The organism is Paenibacillus sp. LHD-117 (assembly GCF_030929555.1).
GTDB lineage: Bacteria > Bacillota > Bacilli > Paenibacillales > Paenibacillaceae > Pristimantibacillus.
In genome coordinates this window covers 81,483-103,071 of the sequence record NZ_JAVFVT010000017.1, presented here as the reverse complement: position 1 = coordinate 103,071, position 21,589 = coordinate 81,483, and the positions used below count along the sequence as shown (strand labels likewise).

Sequence of the window (21,589 nt, the reverse complement as noted above, 5' to 3'; positions counted from 1 at the left end):
AAGTGTTCGACGGGTGCAACATCGAATGCTTCCTCTTCCTGTATCATGCCCGATCTCGCGTAGCCGCTGAAGGAGCGATGAGATGGAACTGTTCATATTGCAGTTATTCAACGGGCTTAGTATCGGCTCAATTCTGCTGCTCGTAGCGCTGGGCCTAGCGATCACGTTCGGATTGATGAAAGTCATCAACATGGCGCATGGCGAGCTGATCATGATCGGAGCGTACGCGACGTATTTGACGCAAAATTTGTTCCTAGACTACATGCCCGAGTCGATGTTCGATTGGTACTTCATCCTGGCCATCCCGGCCAGCTTCGTGATCGCGTTCGCGATCGGACTCGTGCTTGAAATGGGGCTCATTCGTTTCCTGTACGGTAGGCCGCTCGACAGCCTGCTCGCCACATGGGGCGTCGGCTTGATGCTTCAACAGCTGGCGCGGACGATCTTCGGCGCGCCGAACGTGGCCGTCAAGAGTCCGACTTGGCTGGACGGAGGGCTCAGCGTCTTCGGGGGAACCTTGCTGCCATATAAGCGGCTGTTCATCATCGGGCTCGTCGTCGCTTGTCTCGTCGCCATGTATGTGTATATTTATCGCAGCCATGAAGGACGGCGCATGAGGGCCGTCATGCAGAACCGCGAGATGGCCGCATGTCTAGGCGTATCGACCAGGCGCGTCGATGCCATGACTTTCGCGATCGGCTCGGGCATCGCGGGCATCGCGGGTTGCGCCTTAACCCTGATGGGGCCGATCGGACCTTCGCTCGGTACCTATTATATTGTGGACGCCTTTATGGTCGTCGTGCTCGGAGGCGTAGGCAAGCTGGTCGGAACAGTGCTTGGCGCGACCGGCATAGGGATGTTCAATACTTTGTTCGAATATTGGACGAACGCGTCGCTGGGCAAAGTGCTCGTGTTCGTATGTATCGTCGCGTTCCTGCAATGGAGGCCGTCGGGACTCGTCGCGATGCGTACGCGCTCGCTGGATTAAGACTGGAACGACATGCGTAGAGCGAATGTTCAAAAGTTCGGTTCGCGAGTTTTTGAACGACCTCTTAGAGAAGGTGGAATGCGGATATGCAACTGACGGGTATATCGGGGAAACGGTGGTGGATACTGGGGGGCTACGCGATCGCTGCGACGGCTCTGTTCTGCGCCCCGCTCGTATTCAGCGACTTCCTGCTGAATCTTCTGGCGAAATTTCTAGCCTTCGCGATCGTCGCGATCGGGCTTGATCTGATATGGGGGTACACGGGCATTCTGAGCCTGGGCCACGGCATCTTCTTCGGTCTCGGAGCGTATGCGATGGCCATGTATTTGAAGCTGGAAGCGAGCGGCGGGAAGCTGCCCGACTTCATGGGCTGGAGCGGGCTGAAGGAGCTGCCGCTCTTCTGGCAGCCGTTCGAATCGTTCGGGGCGGCGGTGGCGCTCGGCATACTGATCCCCGCTGCGCTCGCTCTCGGACTGGGGTATTTTACGTTCCGCAACCGGATACGGGGCGTTTATTTTACGATTCTGACGCAGGCGCTGGTCATCATTACGACGACGCTGCTCGTTGGGCAGCAAGCGTTCACGGGAGGAACGAACGGCGTTACCGGATACACGACGCTGCTCGGCCATTCGCTCGCGGCCCCGGAGACGAAGCGGATGCTTTATTGGGTTACGGCGGCGGCGCTGCTCGGCACTTTCGTTCTGTGCCGTTATTTGACCGGCAGCCGGTTCGGCAAGGTGCTTCGCGCCATCCGGGACGGCGAGAACCGGGTTCGGTTCATCGGGTATAACCCTGCGATGTATCAGGTGGTCATCTTCACCGTATCGGCGGCGATCGCAGGTCTAGCGGGCATGCTGTTCGTCCTGCATGTCGGCATCATCTCTCCTTCGATGCTCGGCATCGTGCCGTCCATCGAGATGGTATTATGGGTTGCCATCGGAGGGAGAGGCACGCTGATCGGGGCGGCGCTCGGGGCGATTCTCATGAACTGGGCCAAAAGCGAATTCAGCACCGCGTATCCGGAGGGCTGGCTGTTCTTCATGGGCGCCATGTTCGTCATCGTCGTCGTGTTTTTGCCGAAGGGCGTAGCGGGCTTGTTCCATTGGAGAGGGATAGGCGCAAGGGGAATGCTTCCGGCGTTCGTCCGCCGATCCGGGAGCAAGCTTGGGGCCGGAGGAGAGAAGGAAGGAAGCGTCCCGCAAGGGTAAAAGGAGACGTCGGCGCTTCGAAACGCCAAAACAACGGGGCGGGGGTAACGGCAACGAACCGATTCACGAAGGAGGGAACCCGGCATGGGCAACAAGCAAGCGGCAATTCTGCAATGCGAGGACGTAACGGTGGAGTTCGACGGCTTCAAAGCGGTGCAAGGGATGAACCTGCATCTGGAGAAAGGGGAGCTTCGTTTCCTTATAGGCCCGAACGGAGCGGGCAAGACGACGATGCTCGATGTCATCTGCGGCAAAGTAAAACCTACCTCGGGGCGCGTTACCTTCGACGGGCAGGTCGACATCACGCGCAAGCACGAGCATCAGATCGCGGAGCTCGGCATCGGACGCAAGTTCCAGGCGCCATCGATCTTCAAGGACATGACCGTATTGGAGAATCTGGAGATCGCGATGCGTCAGAACCGCAGGGTCATCGCTACGCTTTTCGCCCGAATGAAAAAGGCGGAAGAAAACAAGCTGCGCGACCAGCTAGCGATGATCGGCTTGGCCGAGAAGGGGAGTTGGCGTGCTGGCGGCTTGTCGCATGGGGAGAAGCAGTGGCTGGAGATCGGGATGATGCTGCTGCAGAAGCCGGAGGTGCTGCTCCTGGATGAGCCGGTGGCCGGCATGACCGACAAGGAGACCGACAAGACGGGCGAGCTGCTGCATGAAATCGCGCGGGACCGTTCCGTCGTCGTGGTCGAGCATGACATGGAGTTCGTCCGCAGCTTCGCGAGCAAGGTGACGGTCATGCACGAAGGAAAGCTGCTGAAGGAAGGGTCCATGGAGGAAGTGCAGGGCGACGACCGCGTCGCCGAAGTTTATCTGGGCAGGAGGCGCGAGGAGCATGCTAGCCGTTCAACAGCTTGAATCAGGTTACGGGGAGAGCGTCATTCTGAGAAACGTCTCGCTGCGGGTGAAGCCCGGGCAAGTCGTCTGCTTGATGGGCCGCAACGGCGTAGGCAAGACGACACTCATGAAGAGTATTATGGGACTGCTTCGCGCAAGAGAGGGGAAGGTCAGCTACAACGGCGCGGACTTGACGAAGAAGGCGCCTTCCGTCCGCGCGAAGAGCGGCATCGGCTACGTGCCGCAGGGCAGGGAGATCTTCGCGCAGCTGTCGGTGTACGAGAATCTGCTGCTTGGACTGGAGGCATCGCGATCGAAGCAGGCGCGCAAGGCGGGCGCCGAGATCCCTCCCGAGGCGATCGAGAAGTTCCCGGCGCTTCCCGCGATGTACGAAAGGCGGGGCGGGGATCTCAGCGGCGGGCAGCAGCAGCAGCTGGCATTTGCCCGTGCGCTTGCATCCAGACCGGAGATGCTGCTCCTCGACGAGCCATGCGAGGGTATTCAGCCCTCCATCGTCGACGATATCCGGGACGTTATCCGCTCCATCAAGGAGGAGGGAAACACGGCAATTCTGCTTGTGGAGCAGAGCCTGGACTTCGTCAAGAGCGTCGGCGATTATTTCTACGTACTGGATAAAGGCGCGATCGCGTGGGAAGGCGATCTGGACGGTTTGACCGAGGACGTGATCCGGCAGTTTTTAACGGTATGAATGAGGAAAGGCAACGAAGATCGAGGCATTGAAGGCGGTTAAAAGGCGGGCGGAAGGGGATAGTAAGAGCCTAATCCTGCATGGGATGGGGCTCTTTGCAATTCGGGACGCGGGGCTGTCCGGCAGTCGACGAAATCGGACGAATCGGCATGACAGGGGCGTATTGGCGGCGTGCATAAGAATTTGGGAGCAGTTGAATACTATGGTCAGATTCAAAATCTTCAGTGAAGGTTATGACCTCCTAAGGCAGCCAGATTGGAGCATGCGAACCCATTACGGCGCGATAATGATTCGGAGATATCTGGTGGATAAAGCAAGGCTGGCATCCAGTGTATTCAAAATCTTCTAGTGAAAGCGGGGCAACAAGAAATGAAAGCAACTGGAATTGTACGTCGCATCGATGATCTTGGGCGTGTGGTGATTCCGAAGGAAATTCGCCGCACGTTGCGTATCCGGGAGGGCGATCCGCTGGAAATATTCGTGGACCGCGACGGAGAGGTCATTCTAAAGAAATATTCCCCGATCGGGGAGCTTGGCGACTTCGCGAAGGAGTATGCGGAATCGCTGTTTGAAAGCACGGGCCATGTCACCTTGATCTCCGACCGGGATACCATCATTACCGTGGCGGGCGCTTCCAAAAAAGAATTGCTGGACAAGCCGATCGGATCGACGCTCGAATCGTGCATGGATAACCGCAAAACGATGACGGAGACGAACGGCGGCAACTATGAGATCGTGAAGGACGTGCAAGAAGCGTACAGCTCCTTCGTCGTGGCGCCGATTATCGCGGGCGGCGATCCGATCGGGTCCGTCGTGATGATGAGCAAGGACGAATCGGTGAAGATGGCGCAGATGGAGACGAAGATGGCGGAGACGGCGGCAGGTTTCCTTGCGAAGCAGATGGAACAATAAATACGACACATAGAACATCAAGGCTTCCACACCTATAAGGCGCGGCCGGCGCCCGAAGTGGGGAGCCTCTTTTTGTTGCGGCCGGCCGCTCGTTGTTCCTCCTTGTCCCCGATTTGAGGTATAATCGATTCAAATTGTGGAAAAAGTGGGGCTATTCGATGAAGCGGGAGTTTGGGACATGAGCGGGCGAGAGCCGGGCGGGAAGCCGCCGCGATTATGGCAGAACGGCGTCGCGATGATGGCCGGCGCGGCTCTCCTGTCCAAGCTGATCGGCGCTTTGCAGAAGATTCCGCTTCAGAACGTGGCGGGCGATCGCGTATTCGGCATCTATAATGCGGTTTATCCGTTCTATCAAATGATTGCCGTGCTGGCGACGGCCGGCTTGCCGACCGCGGTGTCGATCGTGATCGCCAGCCGAATGTCGCGCGTGAACGGCGGCTTCGCGGAGACGCGAACCGCGCTGCTCGCAGCCGTGCTGCTGCTTGGCACGACCGGAACCGCGGCGGCGGCGCTCATGTGGATGACGGCGGACCGGACGGCCGCGTGGATCGGAGATGCCGCCGTGGCGCCCGTCATTTGGGTGCTGTCGCTGTCGCTGCTGCTCGCTCCGGTCGCGGCTGCGCTGCGCGGCTATATGCAAGGCATGAGGCGGATGGCGTTATCCGCCGTGTCGCAGCTGGCGGAGCAGCTCGTGCGCGTCATCGTTATGCTGCTCGCGCTCGGAACCGGGCTGGCGGCAGGCTGGAGCGACGAAACGCTTGCTGCAGGCGTTATGTTCGGCGCGGCGGCGGGCGCTGCCGTGACGCTGCTGCTGCTCGGACTCGGTTCCCGGACGATGACCGGCGGCGCGGGCGGCATCTGGGGTGTCCTAAGCAGAGGCAAGCTGCTCCGCGAGATGAAGGAGCTTGCCGCCTTGGCGCTGCCCGCGGCGCTCGCCGCGCTTGTCGTCCCCGCCGTCGCCGCGGTGGACAGCTTCACCGTGCCGGCCTTGCTGCGAGCGGACGGGCTGTCCGCCGAAGAGGCAATGAGCCTGTTCGGCGTCTACGGCAGGGGACAGCCGCTCGTGCAGCTCGTCGCGATGGCCGCGGGCGCGGGCGCCGCCGCGATGGTGCCGGGGCTTGTGCGCGCGAAGGCCGAGCGGCAGCTGGAGCTGCTGCAATCGCGGCTCGCGCTTATGCTGCGCATGGCCTGGCTCATCGGCGCCGCGGCATCGGTCGGACTCGTGCTACTTGCCGAGCCGATCAACGTCATGCTGTACCGCGACGCCAGCGGGACGGGCGCGCTGGCGCTCATCGGCTGCACCGCGCTCGCCGGCTGCGTCAGCGCGGTCGCCGCGCCCGCGCTGCAAGCGCTCGGCTCCGCGCGGGCTCCCGCGCTGCTGCTGCTCCTCGCGGCGCTGCTGAAGGGCGCGCTCAACGCCGCTCTCGTCCCCTCCCTCGGAATCGAGGGAGCGGCGCTCTCCGGCGTTGTCGCGCTGACCGCCGCCGCCTTGCTCGGCGCGGCGGCGCTCCGCCATGCGGCTGCGGGGCTTCGCCCGCCGCATGCGCGAACATGGCGGGCGGCGGGCTGGCGCCCCGCCGCCGCGGGAATTGCGGCGCTCGCGGTCATGGCCGCGGCGCTGTGGCTGTGCGAGCGCGCCCTCGCAGGCGGCGCGCTTGAAGCGCTGCCGCCGCGGGCGGCAGCCGCTGCGCTGGCGCTGACGTGCATCGCCGTCGGCGCAGCGGTTTTCGCCGCGGCAGTGCTGCGCGGCGGCGTCATCGGCGCGCGAGAATGGCGCGCGCTGCCGGGCGGCGAAACGCTGGCCGCCCGGCTTCGGCGGCGGGGGCTCATCCCGCGGGAATAAGCTTGCCGGAGCGAAGATCGCCGCGCGCCGATCCTTGCGAAGTTGCCTCCGCCTAGACGGATGCGATAACATGGAACGGATGGCGTATGTCGTAAGTTCGGCGGACTTAGGGAAGCCGGAGTGTCGCATCAACGGCAAATTTGCAGTTACTCGGTCTCTCGAGGTTTCTAAGGAGCTGGAATAACAGCAATTTAGCAGTTATCGATCTACCCGCGGCTTCTGATGAGCTGCATCAACTGCAATATGGCAGTTAAAGGAGGAACCTTCTTGACCCCTACGATCACGATTGATATTATCGGCCTAGGCGCCGGAGATCCCGATGCGATCACGCTCGGCGTGTGGCGCAAGCTGCAGTCGGCCCGCCGGCTGTTCGTGCGTACCGAACGCCATCCCGTTATGGCGCTGGTGAAGGAGCACGGAATCGCCTATACTTCGTTTGACTACATATATGAAGGACACGACTCGTTCCCCGATGTGTACGAAGCGATCGTATCGACGCTGATGGAGGAATCTCTGAGAGGGATTGGCGGAGATGTGCTGCCGGCCGGGTCCCCAGATGCTGGAATCGCTGCCGATTCCGGCAACGCTGCCGCTCCAGGCGATTCAAGCGAAGCTCCGTCCATCGTCTATGCCGTCCCCGGCCACCCGATGGTGGCCGAGCGCACCGTTCAGCTGCTCAGAGAACGCTGCGAAGAAGCCGGCATCGCGCTGCGAATCACGGGCGGCGAGAGCTTCCTCGACGCGGCGTTCGTCAGCCTCGGCATCGACCCGATCGAAGGATTCTCGCTCTTGGATGCCGCTGAGCTTCAGCCGTCTATGCTGCAGCCGCAGCTGCATACGCTGATCGGTCAGGTGTACGACGCGTTTACCGCATCGGACGTGAAGCTGGCGCTGATGGAGCGTTACCCTGACGACCATGAAGTCGTCATCGGCCATGCGCTCGGCGTGCAAGGCGAAGAACGGATCCTGCGCGTGCCGCTCTACGAGCTGGATCGCGAGCAGGACTACGGCAATCTGTCGCTCATCTACGTGCCGCGTTCCGGCGACCCCGCCTTGCGCAACCGTACGTTCGAGCGGCTGCACGAGATCGTGGCGATCCTTCGCAGTCCCGAGGGCTGTCCTTGGGACCGCGAGCAGACGCATCAATCCATTCGCAAGAACTTTATCGAAGAGCTGTACGAAGCGCTCGAAGCGATCGACAACGACGATCCGGACGGCATGCAGGAGGAGTTCGGCGATATTATCCTGCAGGTGATGCTCCACAGCCAGATGGAAGAAGAGACGGGGGCGTTCTCCGTCTACGACGTCATTCAGACGCTGAACGAGAAGCTGATCTTCCGCCATCCGCATGTGTTCGGAGAGCGAAGCGCAGAAGACGCGGACGAAGCGCTGGTCAATTGGGAAGCGATGAAGGCCGAGGAGAAGAAGCGCAAGGGAACGGACGCGGCGCGGAAGTCGCAGCTCGACGGGATCCCGCCGGATCTCCCCGCGCTGATGAAAGCTTACAAGATACAGAAGAAAGCCGCCAAGGTCGGCTTCGACTGGGACGAGCTGGGGCCGGTGCTGGCGAAGATCGAGGAAGAGCTGCGCGAGCTGCGCGAGGCGATCGCATCCGGCGACAAGGAGCAGCAGGCTTCGGAGCTCGGCGACCTGCTCTTCGCCGTCGTGAACGCATCGAGGTTCATCGAAGCCGATCCCGAGGAGGCGCTCTCTCGCACGAATCGAAAGTTTCGAGCTAGATTCGAATATATCGAAGAGCAGCTTCGTATAAACGGCAAAACTTTTGACCAAACTGATTTACTAGAGATGGATCGTTGGTGGGAAGAAGCCAAACGGCATACGTAATCGGACTTTCGCCACAATTCGCCTGAATTCAGCACTATTCCCAAAAAAATTTGCATCCGGCAGCAGGATTTCTCGCTCCGCAGGAAGAATAAGTATTCTTCGTGAGAGCAGATTTTGCCAATGGGTGGGGCCGCGAATGCGCGGCAGCGCCACAAAAATATGGATAACCCTTAGGAGGAAACAAACAATGAACAAAACAGACCTGATCAACAACATCGCAGAAAAAAGCGGCTTGACTAAACGTGACGTAGAAGCTGTATTGAATGGCTTCCTGGGCGAAGTAACAGACGCTCTTGCAGGCGGCGACAAAGTACAACTGATCGGCTTCGGTACTTTCGAAACTCGCAAACGTTCCGGCCGCGTGGGCCGCAACCCGCAAACAGGCAAAGAAATCACGATCCCTGAATCCAAAGTTCCTGCGTTCAAAGCAGGCAACAAGCTGAAAGAAGCGATCAAGTAATTCATGCGTCTCGATAAATTTCTCAAGGTGTCCAGATTGATCAAACGCCGTACCGTTGCGAAGGATGTATCCGAGCAAGGTCGTGTATGGATCAACGGCCGCGAGGCGAAAGCGAGCAGTGCCGTCAAGGTTGGCGACGAGCTTCAGATCCAGTATGGACAGAAGATCGTTACGGTGCGCGTGGAACGCCTGACGGAGACGACTCGCAAGGATGAAGCCGGCGAGCTGTACACCCTGGTGAAAGAAGAGCAGCGTCCCCGCGAGAGCGAGCTCGAGTGGGAGAAGCCACAGGCATAGCGAAACTCCAAAAGCTGTCCAACGTCCGGAGATCCGGGGTTGGGCGGTTTTTTTTCGTTATCGGCGTGCGCACGAAGTGTCGGTCGTCGTGTATCCCATACCCGCCTCCCCTTGTCTTCAACTCTTGCAAGCGTTGGTTCTAAACCTTGTCCGTCTCCCATAAAGTAATAGGGAATATGATCGCGAAGCGGGGGAGAAGGGTATGGTGGAACAGGGCAAGGGACAGAAGGCGCAGGACGTCAAGCTGCTCGGGCGGAAGCTTCTGGAGCTGACCGGCGTGAAAAACGTGGAGAGCTTCGACAGCGAGGAATTCCTGCTCGATACGGAGCTCGGGTTTCTGACCGTGACGGGGCAGAATTTGCATATGAAACATTTGAGCTTGGAGCAAGGCCTTGTAGCCATTGAAGGTTTCGTTCATTCTCTCGCCTATCTAGACGGAGCGGCAGCCTCTAAGTCCAAGGGGTTGTTCGGGAAGCTGTTTAAGTGACGCTAAGCGTGCAATGGATGACGATGGCGGTCATGCTGCTGTCGGGTCTCGGCATGGGAGCGGTATTCGATGGATACCGCGTCGTGTCAAACGAGCTGAAGTTCCCGAAGTGGTGGCTGCCGGCGCTCGATATCCTTTACTGGATCGCTTCCGCGGTGGCCGTATTCCGAATGCTGTATGCCAGCAACAACGGCGAGGTGCGGGCGTACGTATTCCTTGGACTGGCTGTCGGCGTCATCCTTCATTATTGGCTGTTCAGCAAAGTCGTAATCGCGATCGTCAGATGGTTGATTCGGGCCGTCAAAGCCTGCTTCAACTTTATCATCCGATTGATCGATATTTTGGTCGTGAGACCGATTCTATTGCTCTATAAACTGGTCAAAGTCATCTTGGGATTTGGGTCTGCACTCACTATTTTCCTCCTGAAAATTATGGTACAATTGGTTCGTCCAATTTGGCTCCTGCTGATTTGGATGCTGAAACCGATCTGGCGTCCTATCGGAAGATGGCTTAAGCCCTACTGGGACAAGCTTCGTCCGGGAGAGCGGTTCGGGAAGCTGGCGGCAGCCGTGGCGGGCCGCTGGAAATCATGGTTCAGGAAGGGAGATCGCTAATGGCAACTGCAAACGCGAAGAAGTCGGCCGGAACAGCCGCAGCAAAACGCAGATACAAGATATGGATGATGTTCATCCTCTTGTTCATGGGCTGGGCAGGCTACACTTTATTCGGTCAGCTGCAGCAGCAGAAGGCGACTTACGAGAAGCTGACGTCGATCGAGAACCAGATCGAAGCAGCGAAGTCGAATAACGAAGAACTGAAGCGTCAGGTGGAACGCCTGAACGATCCGGAATATATTTCCCAGCTGGCTACCAAGGAGCAAGGAATGGTCAAGCAGGGCGAGCAGCAGATTTTTAGCGACTAATCCGCGCAGCAATAGGGCTCCGAATGGGGTGAACGTCTGTTGACCTCCCTTCTTCGATTCGGTTATAATCACGATAGAAGCCATTTCTTATCTGATCGGTAGGACACGGATTCACTAAACTTTTGAGAGAGGAACATTTTATTTTATGGCAATTGAAGTGGGCGCCAAGTTAGAAGGGAAAGTGACGGGCATCACGCATTTCGGGGCATTTGTCGACTTATCGGGAGGTGTCACGGGTCTCGTTCACATCTCTGAGATTGCCGATAACTATGTCAAGGACGTGAAGGATCACCTGAAGATCGACGATGTCGTGAAGGTCAAAGTGATCAACGTGGACAAAGACGGAAAGATCGGACTATCGATTAAGCAAGCCATTGATCGGCCGGAAGGCCAGCCTGCTCCGCAGCGCGAACGTTCGGGCGGAGGCCCTGGCGGCGGAGGCGGAGATCGTTTTGGCGGCGGTCGCGGTGGCCCTGGCGGCGGAGGCGGACGTCCCTTCAACAAACAATCTTCTGGCAGACCGTCCTACGGTAAACCGTCATTCGAAGATAAAATGTCTCGTTTCTTGAAAGACAGCGAAGAGCGTATTTCTTCCCTTAAGAAGAATACGGAAGGCAAACGCGGCGGACGCGGTGCCAAGCGCATCTAATTCATTCACACACGCATGCCTGCAGGCATGAACAGATAAAGCGGAACCTTCGGGTTCTGCTTTTTTTTTCGTCCGGGTTGGCGAACGGGGCTTCCCTTTTTTCCGACTTGTCCGCCTTCTTGCCCGTCGTTCTCCCGTCGAAATCCCGATTCTGCTGCCGCCGAGCCCGTCGGATCGCAACAGATTAGGCCGCGCCGTTGTCGAAGGGGAGTGCGCAAACGTTATTTTTGAAAATAGACCTCCCGCACCAAAATAGTTTTCTCCCACACTCTTCCATTACCGACAGGTTCTTGCGCTCCTCGCCACCGTTTTGTAAGCGTTCTCTATAAATTTTGTTGAACGGGTTTTGTCGTATCGTTCGACGCTCCGAGACGCGAATCCGCTCTGGGCCTGGGTTTGAACGTATCATGACAAGGCGCGCGGCGCCACGCGCCTTTGTCGGAAAAAACTTTTGATTGAACAACGATAACTGACAAACTTCATGCGGACGAGACCCTATAATGGGGAACACATTACATTCGGATGGGTGGTGTCTTTCGTGAAGAAGGAGAGTGTGCTTGGCAATCCCGCAATGAAGCGGGGCGGCTTCTTCCAGAACATCATAGATAAGGGTAAAGAGTGGAAGGCCGCAAGAGGATTGATCAATATGTTGCTCGCGAAGAAATGGACGTTCCTGCTCGTCGGTGTTGCTTTCTTATTGGGACGGGCTGTCATTCTGGAATCGCTGATGCCGTTTGCCGCCGCTTATTTTGCCGTCATCTACTTTATGCGAAGGGATATCTACCCGTGGATCGCGGCGTCGCTCGTCGCGGGCAGCTGGCTGGCGGCCGAACCCGCCCCGCTGTGGATCGCAATGGAGATCGCGGTACTGTTCCTGCTCCTGAAGGGGCTCGAAACGTACGAAAAGGCAGAGCTCTCGACCGCTCCGATCCTCGTGTTCACCTCGACGCTGCTCGTCCAGTTGTTCGGCGTGTTCATTGGCGACTCGCTAAGCTGGTACAGCTTCATGCTGGTCGTCGTCGAAGCCGCGCTCGCCTTCGTCCTGACGCTCGTGTTCATTCATGCGATACCCGTGCTGACCATGACCAAAAAATCGGCTACGCTCCGGCACGAGGAAATCATCTGCGTCATGATTCTGCTCGCGTCGGTCATGACCGGCGCTGTTGGCTGGGTCATGTACGGCATGTCGGCCGAACATGTCATGTCCAGATATATGCTGCTGTTGTTCGCCATGGCGGGCGGCGCGCCGCTCGGCGCATCCGTCGGCGTCGTCGCCGGATTGATCTTAAGCTTGGCCGACTTCAGCGCGATCGTCCAGATGAGCATGCTGGCGTTCGCGGGTCTGCTTGCCGGATTGCTGCGGGATGGCGGCAAGATGGCCGCCGCGTTCGGCCTATTGCTCGGTACCTCCATTCTGTCCATCTATATCGGTACCCAGTCCGATGTCATGAACTCCACCTGGGAGTCCGTCGCCGCGGCGGCCTTGCTGCTTCTTACTCCGCGAGGCGTCATTCGAACCATCGCCCGGTACGTGCCGGGCACGAACGAACATTCCAAGTCGCAGCATGAATACGCGAAGCGCGTACGGGAAGTGACGGCCGAGCGGGTCGTGCAGTTCTCGGACGTCTTCCGCCAGCTGTCGCGCAGCTTCGGGCAGCTGAATCAGAAGGCGACGGAAGTGAAGCGCGAAGACGAGATTGCCCATTTTATGAATGCTGTCGCGGAACGAAGCTGCTTGACCTGCCACCGGCGCAATGCGTGCTGGGAGGACAAGTACTTCCACACGTACAATATGATGACCGACATGATGGCGGCCGTGGAAGAGAAACGCGTGCCGGCGACCAAGGACCAGCCGCGGTCATGGACCTCCCATTGCGTGAAGACGCCGCAGGTGCTCACCGTCATGCAGCATCAGTACGAGCTCTATCAGAACAATATGCACTGGAAAAAACAAATTCTCGATTCCCGCCAGCTCGTCGCGGACCAGCTGTTCGGCGTATCCCAGGTCATGGAGGATCTGTCCAAGGAGATCAAGCGGGAGGGGCAGACGCTCCACCTGCAGGAAGAACAAATTCGGGAAGCCGTGGAGGGGCTCGGCTTATCCATACAAGGAGTCGATATCGTTAATCTAGAGGAAGGAAACGTAGAGATCGAAGTGTACCATTCGTTCGAAAAGGGCTTCGACGAATGCCGCAAAATCATTGCGCCTCTGCTCAGCGACATTCTGGGAGAGCATATCGCGGTGAAGTCGGAGCAGGCGCCTTCGAAGCAGGGCGAGCCGTCGCTCGTCATCTTCGCCTCGGCGAAACAATTCGAAGTCGAGACCGGCGTGGCCGGCGCCGCCAAGGGCGGGGACTTGCTGTCGGGAGACAGCTTCACGCTGATGGAGCTCGGCGGAGGCAAATTCGCGGTCGCGATCAGCGACGGCATGGGCAACGGGGAGCGCGCGCGCCAGGAGAGCAGCGCGGCGTTATCTATCCTGCAGCAGCTGCTGCAGTCGGGCATGGACGAGAAGCTAGCGGTCAAGTCGGTCAATTCCGTCTTGCTGCTCCGTTCAGCCGAAGAAATGTACGCGACGGTAGACCTGGCTATCGTCGATCTCTATACGGCGCATACGACGTTCATGAAGATCGGCTCGACGCCGAGCTTCATCAAACGCGGGAAGGAGGTTATTCCGATTACGGCCAATAACCTGCCGATCGGAATCATACAGGATATTGACGTCGACTTCGTGTCGATGCAGCTTCTTCCGGGCGACACGCTCATCATGATGAGCGACGGCATCTACGACGCGCCCGGCTACGCGGTCAATAAGGAGATGTGGATGAAACGGATCATAGGCGAGATGAATACGGAGGATCCGCAGGAAATGGCGGACTCGCTGCTCGAGACGGTGGTGCGCTACCACGAAGGCGACATCGTGGACGACATGACGGTGCTGGTCGCGCGCATCGACAAACATTTGCCGGAGTGGGCATCCTTCCGCTGGCCGGGGGTGAACCGCATGGAGCGGCCGAGGACGGTGAGTTAGGTTTGGGGGATACATTAAACCGGGAGGAGGGTGGCTTATAAGGGGATGAAGAAACGCGATACGCATGAGGCGTTGGACGGTATTGGGATAGAAGAAGGACAAGGCTCATTTGCCTTGTCCTTCTTTTTCGGTACGCCCAGCATGGGCGTCATCTCTAGGGTGAAAGTCCCGACGAACGCCTACCGTTAGCCAAGAGCAAGGGTGTCTATCGCGAGGTAGAATCTGAAGGAAGCTGGAGGCAAATGCACGAGCCAAGGTATACGAACTGGATTTGAGGCAGGGCAAGTCGGATGAGTCACCTGAACATGACGAAATCCAAAGTCGCCAAGGACTTTCCTTGTATACTCCAGTGGCTGCGGGCAGAAAGATGACGTTCTTATCTGGGGAGGCCTGTGGGATACGCGAAGTCATTTCGTAACCGCGGCTGAGAAGCCGCGCTGAATCCGCAGGAGTCAGCAGAGGTCATAGTACGGGAGTATGGGACGCCGGAAACCGGAAGGGCCGAACCGAAAGGAGAGAGGAAACCGATGCGTTCGCATGAAGAGCAAAGACAGCAGAATATCTCGCAAGAGAGCTTGCGGCAAAGAGAAGCGGTGAAGCCGTCAGGGTATGCCGGAGCGCCGAGTTCTTCGTCGGCACAAATCGCCCCTTCCTCTCGCGAAGTCAATAACGACTTGTTGGAGCGAATGCTCAGAGGAGATAACCTCCGGCTCGCCTACAAGCGAGTGGTGCAGAACCGAGGAGCACCCGGCGTGGACAGTGTAACGGTAGCGAATCTACAAGCTTACCTGAAAACCCACTGGGAAACGGTGAAGACCGAACTTCTCGCGGGAACCTACAGACCCATGCCCGTCAAACGGGTGGAAATCCCCAAACCCGGAGGTGGGGTGAGGCTGCTCGGTATCCCGACCGTAATGGACCGCTTCCTCCAACAAGCCCTTCTACAAGTGATGAACCCGATCTTCGATGCGGACTTCTCGAGGCATAGCTACGGCTTTCGCCCTGGGAAGCGAGCGCATGACGCGGTAAAGCAAGCCCAGCACTACATCCAGGAAGGCTTTCGATGGGTCGTAGATATGGACCTAGCGAAGTTCTTTGACCGAGTGAACCACGACATGCTCATGGCAAGAGTAGCACGGAAAGTGACGGACAAGCGTGTCCTAATACTCATTCGTGTCTATCTAAACGCAGGGGTCATGGCGAATGGCGTGTTAGAGAAAACGGGCGAGGGTACCCCACAGGGTGGTCCGCTCAGTCCGTTGTTAGCCAACATCCTGCTGGACGACTTGGACAAAGAGCTAACCGAACGAGGATTGCGATTCGTCCGCTATGCGGACGATTGTAATATCTTCGTTGCGAGTAAACGTGCAGGTGAACGTGTTATGAATTCGGTAACACGCTTCGTAGAAGGAAAGCTAAAACTGAAAGTGAACCGAGACAAGAGCGCGGTGGATCGACCCTGGAACCGTAAGTTTCTCGGTTTTAGTTTCCTAAGGGACAAGAAGGCGACGATTCGTTTAGCGCCACAGACCATCTCACGTTTCAAAGAGAAGGTGAAGGAACTGACGAACCGTACACGCTCGATGTCTATGGAAATGCGCATCGCCGGACTCAACCGCTATCTCATCGGCTGGATGGGTTATTTCCGACTGGCATCCGCCAAGAGCCATTGCGAGAAATTTGATCAATGGATTCGCCGCAGACTACGCATGTGTCTTTGGAAACAATGGAAACGGGTACGTACCCGAATCCGCGAACTGCGTGCGCTCGGCGTTCCAGACTGGGCTTGTTTCGTAATGGCAAATTCGCGGCGAGGGGCATGGGAAATGTCTCGAAACACAAACAATGCCCTTCCGACTTCCTACTGGGAAGCGAAAGGGCTGAAGAGTTTACTTTCTCGTTATTTGGAGCTTTGTTAACCTTTTGGAACCGCCGTATGCGGACCCGCATGTACGGTGGTGTGAGAGGACGGGGGCTAGCCGCCTCCTCCTACTCGATTGTTCTCGCGGATAGGTTATATTTATCGTTTTGACTTTCGGTGAAAAAACTTAAAGGGCAGCAAAAACACAAACAAAGGGAAAATCAAGTAGAGCATGAAAAATGCTAGGCCGAGCCAATACTTAACAAAAGACAAGATTATACAAATAGAAACCACTAGCCACGGTTTTGGTTTTCTGTGAAAAAACAGAAGCCAATGGTTTTCTTTTACGAACAATTTATACGTGATCAAGATGTGGCTATGATCTGGTTTAAGTCGAATAGCTTGTTCCAGAAGCTGCGCATGATCATTCTTTTCACCTCTGCGTTCAGCAGCCTTGGCAAGCACTAGTAAATTCTTCCCCGACTCCTGTTGCATACGCAGTGATTCCTTAGCATGAATCCTGGATACGTCCATATTGCCTATCACAGCTTCTATATAGGAGAGTTTAGCCAAGTAATAAGCGTTTGATGGATTTAGCTTCAAAGCCGAGACTATCGCTATTCTGGCATTGCCGTAGAAGCCGCGTTTCATGAAGATTTCAGCCTGTATATAATTATAAAAGGGCTCAAAAGGATCAATTCGTTGCGCCTCTTTCATGGCGGCAAGCGCTTTTTTGTACTTCCTCATTTGAAAATAGGCTGCAGTTTGGGAGAACCTTGCCAGCACTTGGTTTGGATCTCGTCGCAAAGACTCTTCCGCCCAATAAAGCGCGGAGTCGTTTTGTCCGAATTGCACGGAAATATAGCTAGTAAAAGCGTATGCCTCGGGATCATCAGGGTTGTTCTGAATGATGGCGAGCGCTTCTTTCATCGCGTCGTCGTATCGATTCCATTTCACGAGTTGCTGAGCTTTTCGTTTATGTACATCATTGATATTCATCATCGTCATATGGAAGGAGTGCCTGCTTTCTATGATAGACTCTAGTGTATTTTATCATTTCCATTGATGTATGATATACAAATAATTTCATAAATTTTGGAATGTAATTTCACCAAACTTTCCTCCGATTCCCCGGGTAATACTTATAGAACAGCACGAAAGAGGTGATTCATGTGGAGCAGGAGGTCATCGGCCGGATCGTGCAGGGAGACCGGGACGCGTTCCGGAGCTTGTACGACGAGTACTTCGACTACGCGATGCGGACGGCGATGCTTGTGACGAAGAACGGCGAGTGGGCCAAGGACGCGGTGCAGGAGACGTTCCTCCGGGTGTACCGCAACAGCTGGCAATACGATCCTTCGAAGCCGTTTAAGCCATGGTTTTATTGTATTTTGCTCAGAGAATGTTACAGGGTGATGGAGCGGGAGAAAAAGGTGGTGCCGTTCGGGGAGCAGCTGGAGCGGATCGGCGTGGAGCCGAATCTTCCGGATGCCAGCTTGGACTTATACGATGCGTTGCAGTCCTTAAACGATATGTACCGGATTCCGCTGATCCTGAAATACTTGCACGATTATTCGGAGAGAGAGATCGCGGACATGCTGGAGTTGAACGTTAACACACTCAAGTCCCGCCTGCACGCAGGACGCGAGAAGATGAGAGACCGCTTGGGAGGGGAGCCGTATGGATCAAAAGCTTAAAGACCAATTGATGGAGCAATCGAAGTATCCCGATGACTGGAAGGAAGACATTTGGGGGCGGCTGGAAGCCCAGATGGACCGGGAGCAGGGGGACGCGACATCGGACCGGACGCAGCCTATGGTTGCCGAGCGTCAGGAGCCCGAAGCCAAGCCGCAACGCGCGAACAATATGAACAACAAGAACAAACATCAGGGGATGAGAATCTTGAAAATTTGGGTGGGAGTAGCGGCCGCGGCCGTAGCCATCACGGTGTTCCTGTCGCTGCCGGCAGGCACGGCGATGATGAACAGCGTGAAGCACTGGTTCGAGCCGGAGAAGAAGATCGAAATCGATGTCGAAGGCCAGAAGGAAGAGACGAATGGCCAAGTCCATGTCGACGAGACGAGCGACTACGCGATTTATTACGACAAGGACCGATATAAGCTCATTGAAGGCGAAAGCAAAGACGTCATTACGACGATAGATCCGATTCCGGAGCCGTATCCGCAGGTGTCGCTGACGATCGAGCAAAACGTTGACGTGCTGCCCGAGCAGCTCGCGGCGGAGCTGGCCGAGCAATTGAAAGGGCAATACGCCCGCGTGGACGCTGTCGAACGCGTGACGGCTCCCGTTGACGGTTACCTTATCCACGCCATCGACGGCAGCGACCGGCTTAGCAAAGTGACGAACGTGTACGTCGTCAGCAATAAGAAACAAGGCAGCTTCATTTTGTCGTCGGCTTACTTCCTGGAGGCGGCAGAAGGGCATGGATCGAGGTTCTATCATACGCTCGAGCAGTTCGAGGTGCTGGAAGAGGAGTAAGCAGCTATCTGAAGTGAACAATAAAGAAGCCGTCTCTATGCGAATGCGATAGGGCGTCTTCTTGCTTGTCAGGACGAGTCATCAGCCTACCAATGCAGGATATGTTCTCCGTCCACGATCTGCTATAATATGGCTAATATCTATACGAAGAGCTGCATGGAAGGGGAGAGGGGATGAGCAAAAGAATGAAACATGTTTTTGCCTTTGAGCATGCCAAGATTGGTTTCGCTCTCCTTCTGGCGCTCATGATTATTGTATCCTACACGCCCCTTGCCGCGTATTCCAGCCAATCCTCTAATGCGACTTATTATGTTTCCGCGACGGGAGACGACAGTAATCCCGGGACACTGGACTTACCATGGCGTACGATTCAGAAAGCGGCCGACACCCTTGTCGGGGGTAACACCGTTCTGGTCCGGGAGGGCGTGTATGAGGAATTCGTTACGATTAAATCCGCGGGATCGGAGCTTCAAGGATACATTACCTTCCAGGCCTATCCCGGCGAGCATCCCGTAATCGACGGCGCGAACCTGGACGTTGGCAGCGGCCAAAGCAGTCTGATTCACCTGCGAAACGCCAATTACGTAGTTGTGGACGGCTTTGAAATCCGCAATTTATCGTCCGGGAGCAGCTCGGAGTATCCCGCCGGCATCAGGGTGCAGAGCGGCGGCTCCAATATTCATTTGCTTAACAATAACGTTCATCATATTGCGAACTTGTCTCCGGATGGCAATGCGCACGGCATCCATATCTATGGAGACGCGTTAACGCCGTTGTCCCAAATTAGAGTGAGCGGCAATCGGGTGCACGATTTGACGCTCGGGTGGAGCGAGTCGCTGACCGTCAGTGGCAATGTCGACGGCTTCTCTGTCGATCATAATACCGTGTATAACAATAACAACATAGGGATCGATCTCGCCGGTTTCTATGGCGCCTGCTCCTCGCCCTGCCAGGATCAAGCGAGGAACGGCGTCGTAGTGGACAATACGGTCTACAATATCGACTCTTCGGTTAACCCCGCCTATGGAGGCGGTACAAATAGCGCCGGAGGCATCTATGCCGACGGAGCTGCTAATATCGTCATTGAGCGCAACCATGTCTATAGCAGCGGCTTCGGCATCGAGCTTGCCAGCGAGAATGAAGGCCGGACCACCGCGCATGTGACGGTACGCAATAACTACATCCACCATAACGACGGCGCGGGCATTATTATGGGAGGCTCCGAGTCCACGAATGGCGGCTCCGCCAATAACGTGATTCGCAACAACACGCTGCTTCTTAATGATCAGCTCAAGCAAGGGTATGGAGAAATTACGCTGCAGGAAAATAATTTCGATAACCTGATCGTGAACAATGTCATCTACGCTCAGCCCCAAAAAACGATGATTCATAAATCCAATGCCAGCGGGGGCGGCAATATTGTCGACTTTAATCTGTATTATCGGACCGACGGGATGGACGAAAACGACTGGGAATGGGAAGAACAGTCCTATGCATCGTGGGAGGATTACAAGAAAGCGACGAACCATGACGCGAATTCCTTGTTCGCAGATCCTCGATTAACGGACATAAGCGGCGGCTTAATCACGCTGATGGAAGGCTCGCCGGCGATTGACCGGGGGACGGGCGGCGATTCGTCCGCTGCGGACTACTACGGAGCGCCTCGCCGGCAAGGGCTCGGAATCGATATCGGCGCCGCGGAATATGGCGGACCGGCGGCGACACATGCGCCAACGCCTAGTCCGGAGCCGACCCCGGGGCAGACCGCATCGGCGAGTCATCCTCCAGGGTCATCGACGCCGGCGCCCGCAGCCCCTGTGACAGGCGGCTTTGTCGTTGACGGCCATTTCGAAGATTGGGCAGCCGTACGGGATTTGGCGAGCGGAAGCTCGAATGTCACGGCGATGAAGGCGAAGCTGTCAGGCGGAGAACTTTACGTTTTGGTGACGGGTTATTTGCTCGGCGAGAAGGGGCAGCTTTACCTAAATGCGGATGGAAACGAAAAAACGGGCTTCCAAGCGCCGTTCTGGAATGGAGCGGGTGCCGATTATCTGATGGAAGATGGCGTGTTATATTCTTATAGCGGTTCGGGCGGTACCGATTGGGGCTGGACGGAAGTTCGGAATTACAAAAAGTCGGGGAAATTCGTGGCGTCATCGACCGTTGTCGAGGCAGCTATTTCGTTAAACGATATGGCCGTGACGACGGGAGATGCGATTCGAATCGGATACGTGTGGAAGGATTCGCATGAAGATAAGCTTCCGATTGCCAATAAGCTGGCAGGCGTGAATAGCGGCAGCGCGCAAGTGCCGGGATCAATGACGACGCCAACGCCTACCTCCCCAAAGGTTGCGTTGGACGGCAAATCGTCCGATTGGAACGAGGTCGAGTACTTCGTCGAAGGCATATCCAACCCAACTGGATTAAAGCTGACCCATGACGATAACAACCTCTATGTGCTGGTGGAAGGTAACAAGCTGACGTCGAAGACGCAAATCTACTTCAGTACGGATGGCAGCGCGAATACGGGTTACAAAGCATCGGGCTGGGGTGCCAGCGGCGCGGAATATTTGATAGAGAACGGCAGAATGTACAGTTATGCCGGCAAGGGAACCAATTGGAAGTGGCAGTCGGAGATCAATCTGAAATCAAGCAACCGATACGTGGCCAGCCAATCGCTTGTTGAAGCCGCTATTCCGCTCAGTCAGCTAGGATTAACGAAGGGAGACAGCTTCACGGTCGGCGTACTGCTGAACGATAATAAGGCAACTCAGCTGCCTGCTGAAGGAAACCTCCTTTCCTACACGCTAAGGTGAAACGGCTGTCGCCGTCCTTTGGCGGCGCAGCGCGTTTCATTAAATAAACAAACGAATGTCTTTGTCGAAAGTCCCCGCGAACGGAGTCTGACGCTTGGCGTTATCGACCCCGTCCGCGGGGATTTATGTTGTTTATCCAGGTATACGGCGAAAAACATGTAATTAAATGTCGAATTTCATCTCTTTATGGATATTTATCTTAATATCGTAGTCGAT

General features: G+C 56.4%; 20 protein-coding genes. 19 read left to right on the top strand and 1 reads right to left on the bottom strand.

What is annotated here, in order from left to right:
* Positions 1-82: 82 nt before the first annotated feature.
* From urtB to ltrA, 16 genes are all read left to right on the top strand, one after another.
* Entirely contained in the window at positions 83-988 is a 906-nt protein-coding gene (urtB, locus tag RB620_RS15055) for an urea ABC transporter permease subunit UrtB (protein ID WP_308095575.1), read from the top strand.
* Positions 989-1,074: 86 nt separating this feature from the next.
* Positions 1,075-2,196: an urea ABC transporter permease subunit UrtC gene (gene urtC, locus RB620_RS15050; protein ID WP_308095573.1), complete on the top strand. Its 1,122-nt coding sequence runs from the start codon at positions 1,075-1,077 to the stop codon at positions 2,194-2,196.
* Between the two features lie 84 nt (positions 2,197-2,280).
* Positions 2,281-3,063 carry an urea ABC transporter ATP-binding protein UrtD gene (urtD, locus tag RB620_RS15045; protein ID WP_308095571.1) on the top strand — a complete coding sequence of 261 codons (783 nt, stop codon included), beginning with the start codon at positions 2,281-2,283 and terminating at the stop codon, positions 3,061-3,063.
* Entirely contained in the window at positions 3,041-3,751 is a 711-nt protein-coding gene (gene urtE, locus RB620_RS15040; protein WP_308095570.1) for an urea ABC transporter ATP-binding subunit UrtE, read from the top strand. The genes urtD and urtE overlap by 23 nt, the downstream gene beginning before the upstream one ends.
* 369 nt (positions 3,752-4,120) lie before the next feature.
* A complete protein-coding gene (spoVT, locus tag RB620_RS15035) occupies positions 4,121-4,663 on the top strand; it encodes a stage V sporulation protein T (RefSeq protein WP_308095568.1) in 543 nt (180 codons plus the stop codon).
* Positions 4,664-4,841: 178 nt separating this feature from the next.
* Complete coding sequence (locus RB620_RS15030) at positions 4,842-6,506, top strand: oligosaccharide flippase family protein (RefSeq protein ID WP_308095566.1); 1,665 nt, start codon at positions 4,842-4,844, stop codon at positions 6,504-6,506.
* A gap of 267 nt (positions 6,507-6,773) precedes the next feature.
* The gene (yabN, locus tag RB620_RS15025; RefSeq protein ID WP_308095564.1) at positions 6,774-8,351 is read left to right on the top strand and encodes a bifunctional methyltransferase/pyrophosphohydrolase YabN; all 1,578 of its coding nucleotides are present in this window, start codon (positions 6,774-6,776) and stop codon (positions 8,349-8,351) included.
* 187 nt (positions 8,352-8,538) lie between these two features.
* Entirely contained in the window at positions 8,539-8,811 is a 273-nt protein-coding gene (locus RB620_RS15020; protein WP_087571204.1) for an HU family DNA-binding protein, read from the top strand.
* 3 nt (positions 8,812-8,814) lie between these two features.
* Entirely contained in the window at positions 8,815-9,108 is a 294-nt protein-coding gene (locus RB620_RS15015; protein ID WP_308095563.1) for an RNA-binding S4 domain-containing protein, read from the top strand.
* A 202-nt stretch (positions 9,109-9,310) separates the two neighbouring features.
* Complete coding sequence (yabP, locus tag RB620_RS15010) at positions 9,311-9,595, top strand: sporulation protein YabP (protein ID WP_308095561.1); 285 nt, start codon at positions 9,311-9,313, stop codon at positions 9,593-9,595.
* Positions 9,592-10,209, top strand: a complete 618-nt coding sequence (gene yabQ, locus RB620_RS15005) for a spore cortex biosynthesis protein YabQ (protein WP_308095559.1) — start codon at positions 9,592-9,594, stop codon at positions 10,207-10,209. The genes yabP and yabQ overlap by 4 nt, the downstream gene beginning before the upstream one ends.
* Complete coding sequence (locus RB620_RS15000) at positions 10,209-10,517, top strand: FtsB family cell division protein (RefSeq protein ID WP_308095558.1); 309 nt, start codon at positions 10,209-10,211, stop codon at positions 10,515-10,517. Before yabQ ends, RB620_RS15000 begins: the two co-directional genes overlap by 1 nt.
* A gap of 145 nt (positions 10,518-10,662) precedes the next feature.
* A complete protein-coding gene (locus RB620_RS14995; protein ID WP_308095556.1) occupies positions 10,663-11,166 on the top strand; it encodes a S1 domain-containing RNA-binding protein in 504 nt (167 codons plus the stop codon).
* Between the two features lie 571 nt (positions 11,167-11,737).
* Entirely contained in the window at positions 11,738-14,197 is a 2,460-nt protein-coding gene (spoIIE, locus tag RB620_RS14990) for a stage II sporulation protein E (protein WP_308095641.1), read from the top strand.
* 45 nt (positions 14,198-14,242) lie between these two features.
* Positions 14,243-14,386, top strand: a complete 144-nt coding sequence (locus tag RB620_RS14985; protein ID WP_308095555.1) for a hypothetical protein — start codon at positions 14,243-14,245, stop codon at positions 14,384-14,386.
* A gap of 338 nt (positions 14,387-14,724) precedes the next feature.
* A complete protein-coding gene (ltrA, locus tag RB620_RS14980) occupies positions 14,725-16,116 on the top strand; it encodes a group II intron reverse transcriptase/maturase (protein WP_308095553.1) in 1,392 nt (463 codons plus the stop codon).
* A gap of 101 nt (positions 16,117-16,217) precedes the next feature.
* On the opposite strand, the gene RB620_RS14975 is transcribed toward ltrA, so the two are convergent.
* Positions 16,218-17,066 (bottom strand): tetratricopeptide repeat protein, encoded by an 849-nt coding sequence (locus RB620_RS14975; protein WP_308095552.1) that lies wholly within the window; start codon positions 17,064-17,066, stop codon positions 16,218-16,220.
* 164 nt (positions 17,067-17,230) lie between these two features.
* Here RB620_RS14975 and RB620_RS14970 point away from each other — a divergent pair, with 164 nt between their 5' ends.
* The 3 genes from RB620_RS14970 to RB620_RS14960 all read left to right on the top strand — a co-directional run bounded on the left by RB620_RS14970 (position 17,231) and on the right by RB620_RS14960 (position 21,373).
* A complete protein-coding gene (locus RB620_RS14970; RefSeq protein ID WP_308095550.1) occupies positions 17,231-17,755 on the top strand; it encodes an RNA polymerase sigma factor in 525 nt (174 codons plus the stop codon).
* Positions 17,739-18,557, top strand: coding sequence for a hypothetical protein (locus tag RB620_RS14965; protein WP_308095549.1), 819 nt, complete (start codon positions 17,739-17,741; stop codon positions 18,555-18,557). Before RB620_RS14970 ends, RB620_RS14965 begins: the two co-directional genes overlap by 17 nt.
* A gap of 173 nt (positions 18,558-18,730) precedes the next feature.
* Positions 18,731-21,373 (top strand): choice-of-anchor Q domain-containing protein, encoded by a 2,643-nt coding sequence (locus RB620_RS14960; RefSeq protein ID WP_308095547.1) that lies wholly within the window; start codon positions 18,731-18,733, stop codon positions 21,371-21,373.
* Positions 21,374-21,589: the final 216 nt, after the last annotated feature.

What these genes read in the sequence shown, in the direction of transcription:
- urtB (WP_308095575.1), top strand. Translation starts at nt 83, where the DNA reads ATGGAACTGTTCATATTGCAGTTATTCAACGGGCTTAGTATCGGCTCA.
- RB620_RS14965 (WP_308095549.1), top strand. Translation starts at nt 17,739, where the DNA reads ATGGATCAAAAGCTTAAAGACCAATTGATGGAGCAATCGAAGTATCCC.
- RB620_RS15030 (WP_308095566.1), top strand. Translation starts at nt 4,842, where the DNA reads ATGAGCGGGCGAGAGCCGGGCGGGAAGCCGCCGCGATTATGGCAGAAC.
- RB620_RS14960 (WP_308095547.1), top strand. Translation starts at nt 18,731, where the DNA reads ATGAGCAAAAGAATGAAACATGTTTTTGCCTTTGAGCATGCCAAGATT.
- urtD (WP_308095571.1), top strand. Translation starts at nt 2,281, where the DNA reads ATGGGCAACAAGCAAGCGGCAATTCTGCAATGCGAGGACGTAACGGTG.
- yabP (WP_308095561.1), top strand. Translation starts at nt 9,311, where the DNA reads ATGGTGGAACAGGGCAAGGGACAGAAGGCGCAGGACGTCAAGCTGCTC.
- RB620_RS14975 (WP_308095552.1), bottom strand. Translation starts at nt 17,066, where the DNA reads ATGACGATGATGAATATCAATGATGTACATAAACGAAAAGCTCAGCAA.
- RB620_RS15020 (WP_087571204.1), top strand. Translation starts at nt 8,539, where the DNA reads ATGAACAAAACAGACCTGATCAACAACATCGCAGAAAAAAGCGGCTTG.
- spoVT (WP_308095568.1), top strand. Translation starts at nt 4,121, where the DNA reads ATGAAAGCAACTGGAATTGTACGTCGCATCGATGATCTTGGGCGTGTG.
- RB620_RS14985 (WP_308095555.1), top strand. Translation starts at nt 14,243, where the DNA reads ATGAAGAAACGCGATACGCATGAGGCGTTGGACGGTATTGGGATAGAA.
- urtC (WP_308095573.1), top strand. Translation starts at nt 1,075, where the DNA reads ATGCAACTGACGGGTATATCGGGGAAACGGTGGTGGATACTGGGGGGC.
- RB620_RS15015 (WP_308095563.1), top strand. Translation starts at nt 8,815, where the DNA reads ATGCGTCTCGATAAATTTCTCAAGGTGTCCAGATTGATCAAACGCCGT.
- ltrA (WP_308095553.1), top strand. Translation starts at nt 14,725, where the DNA reads ATGCGTTCGCATGAAGAGCAAAGACAGCAGAATATCTCGCAAGAGAGC.
- RB620_RS15000 (WP_308095558.1), top strand. Translation starts at nt 10,209, where the DNA reads ATGGCAACTGCAAACGCGAAGAAGTCGGCCGGAACAGCCGCAGCAAAA.
- urtE (WP_308095570.1), top strand. Translation starts at nt 3,041, where the DNA reads ATGCTAGCCGTTCAACAGCTTGAATCAGGTTACGGGGAGAGCGTCATT.
- spoIIE (WP_308095641.1), top strand. Translation starts at nt 11,738, where the DNA reads ATGAAGCGGGGCGGCTTCTTCCAGAACATCATAGATAAGGGTAAAGAG.
- RB620_RS14995 (WP_308095556.1), top strand. Translation starts at nt 10,663, where the DNA reads ATGGCAATTGAAGTGGGCGCCAAGTTAGAAGGGAAAGTGACGGGCATC.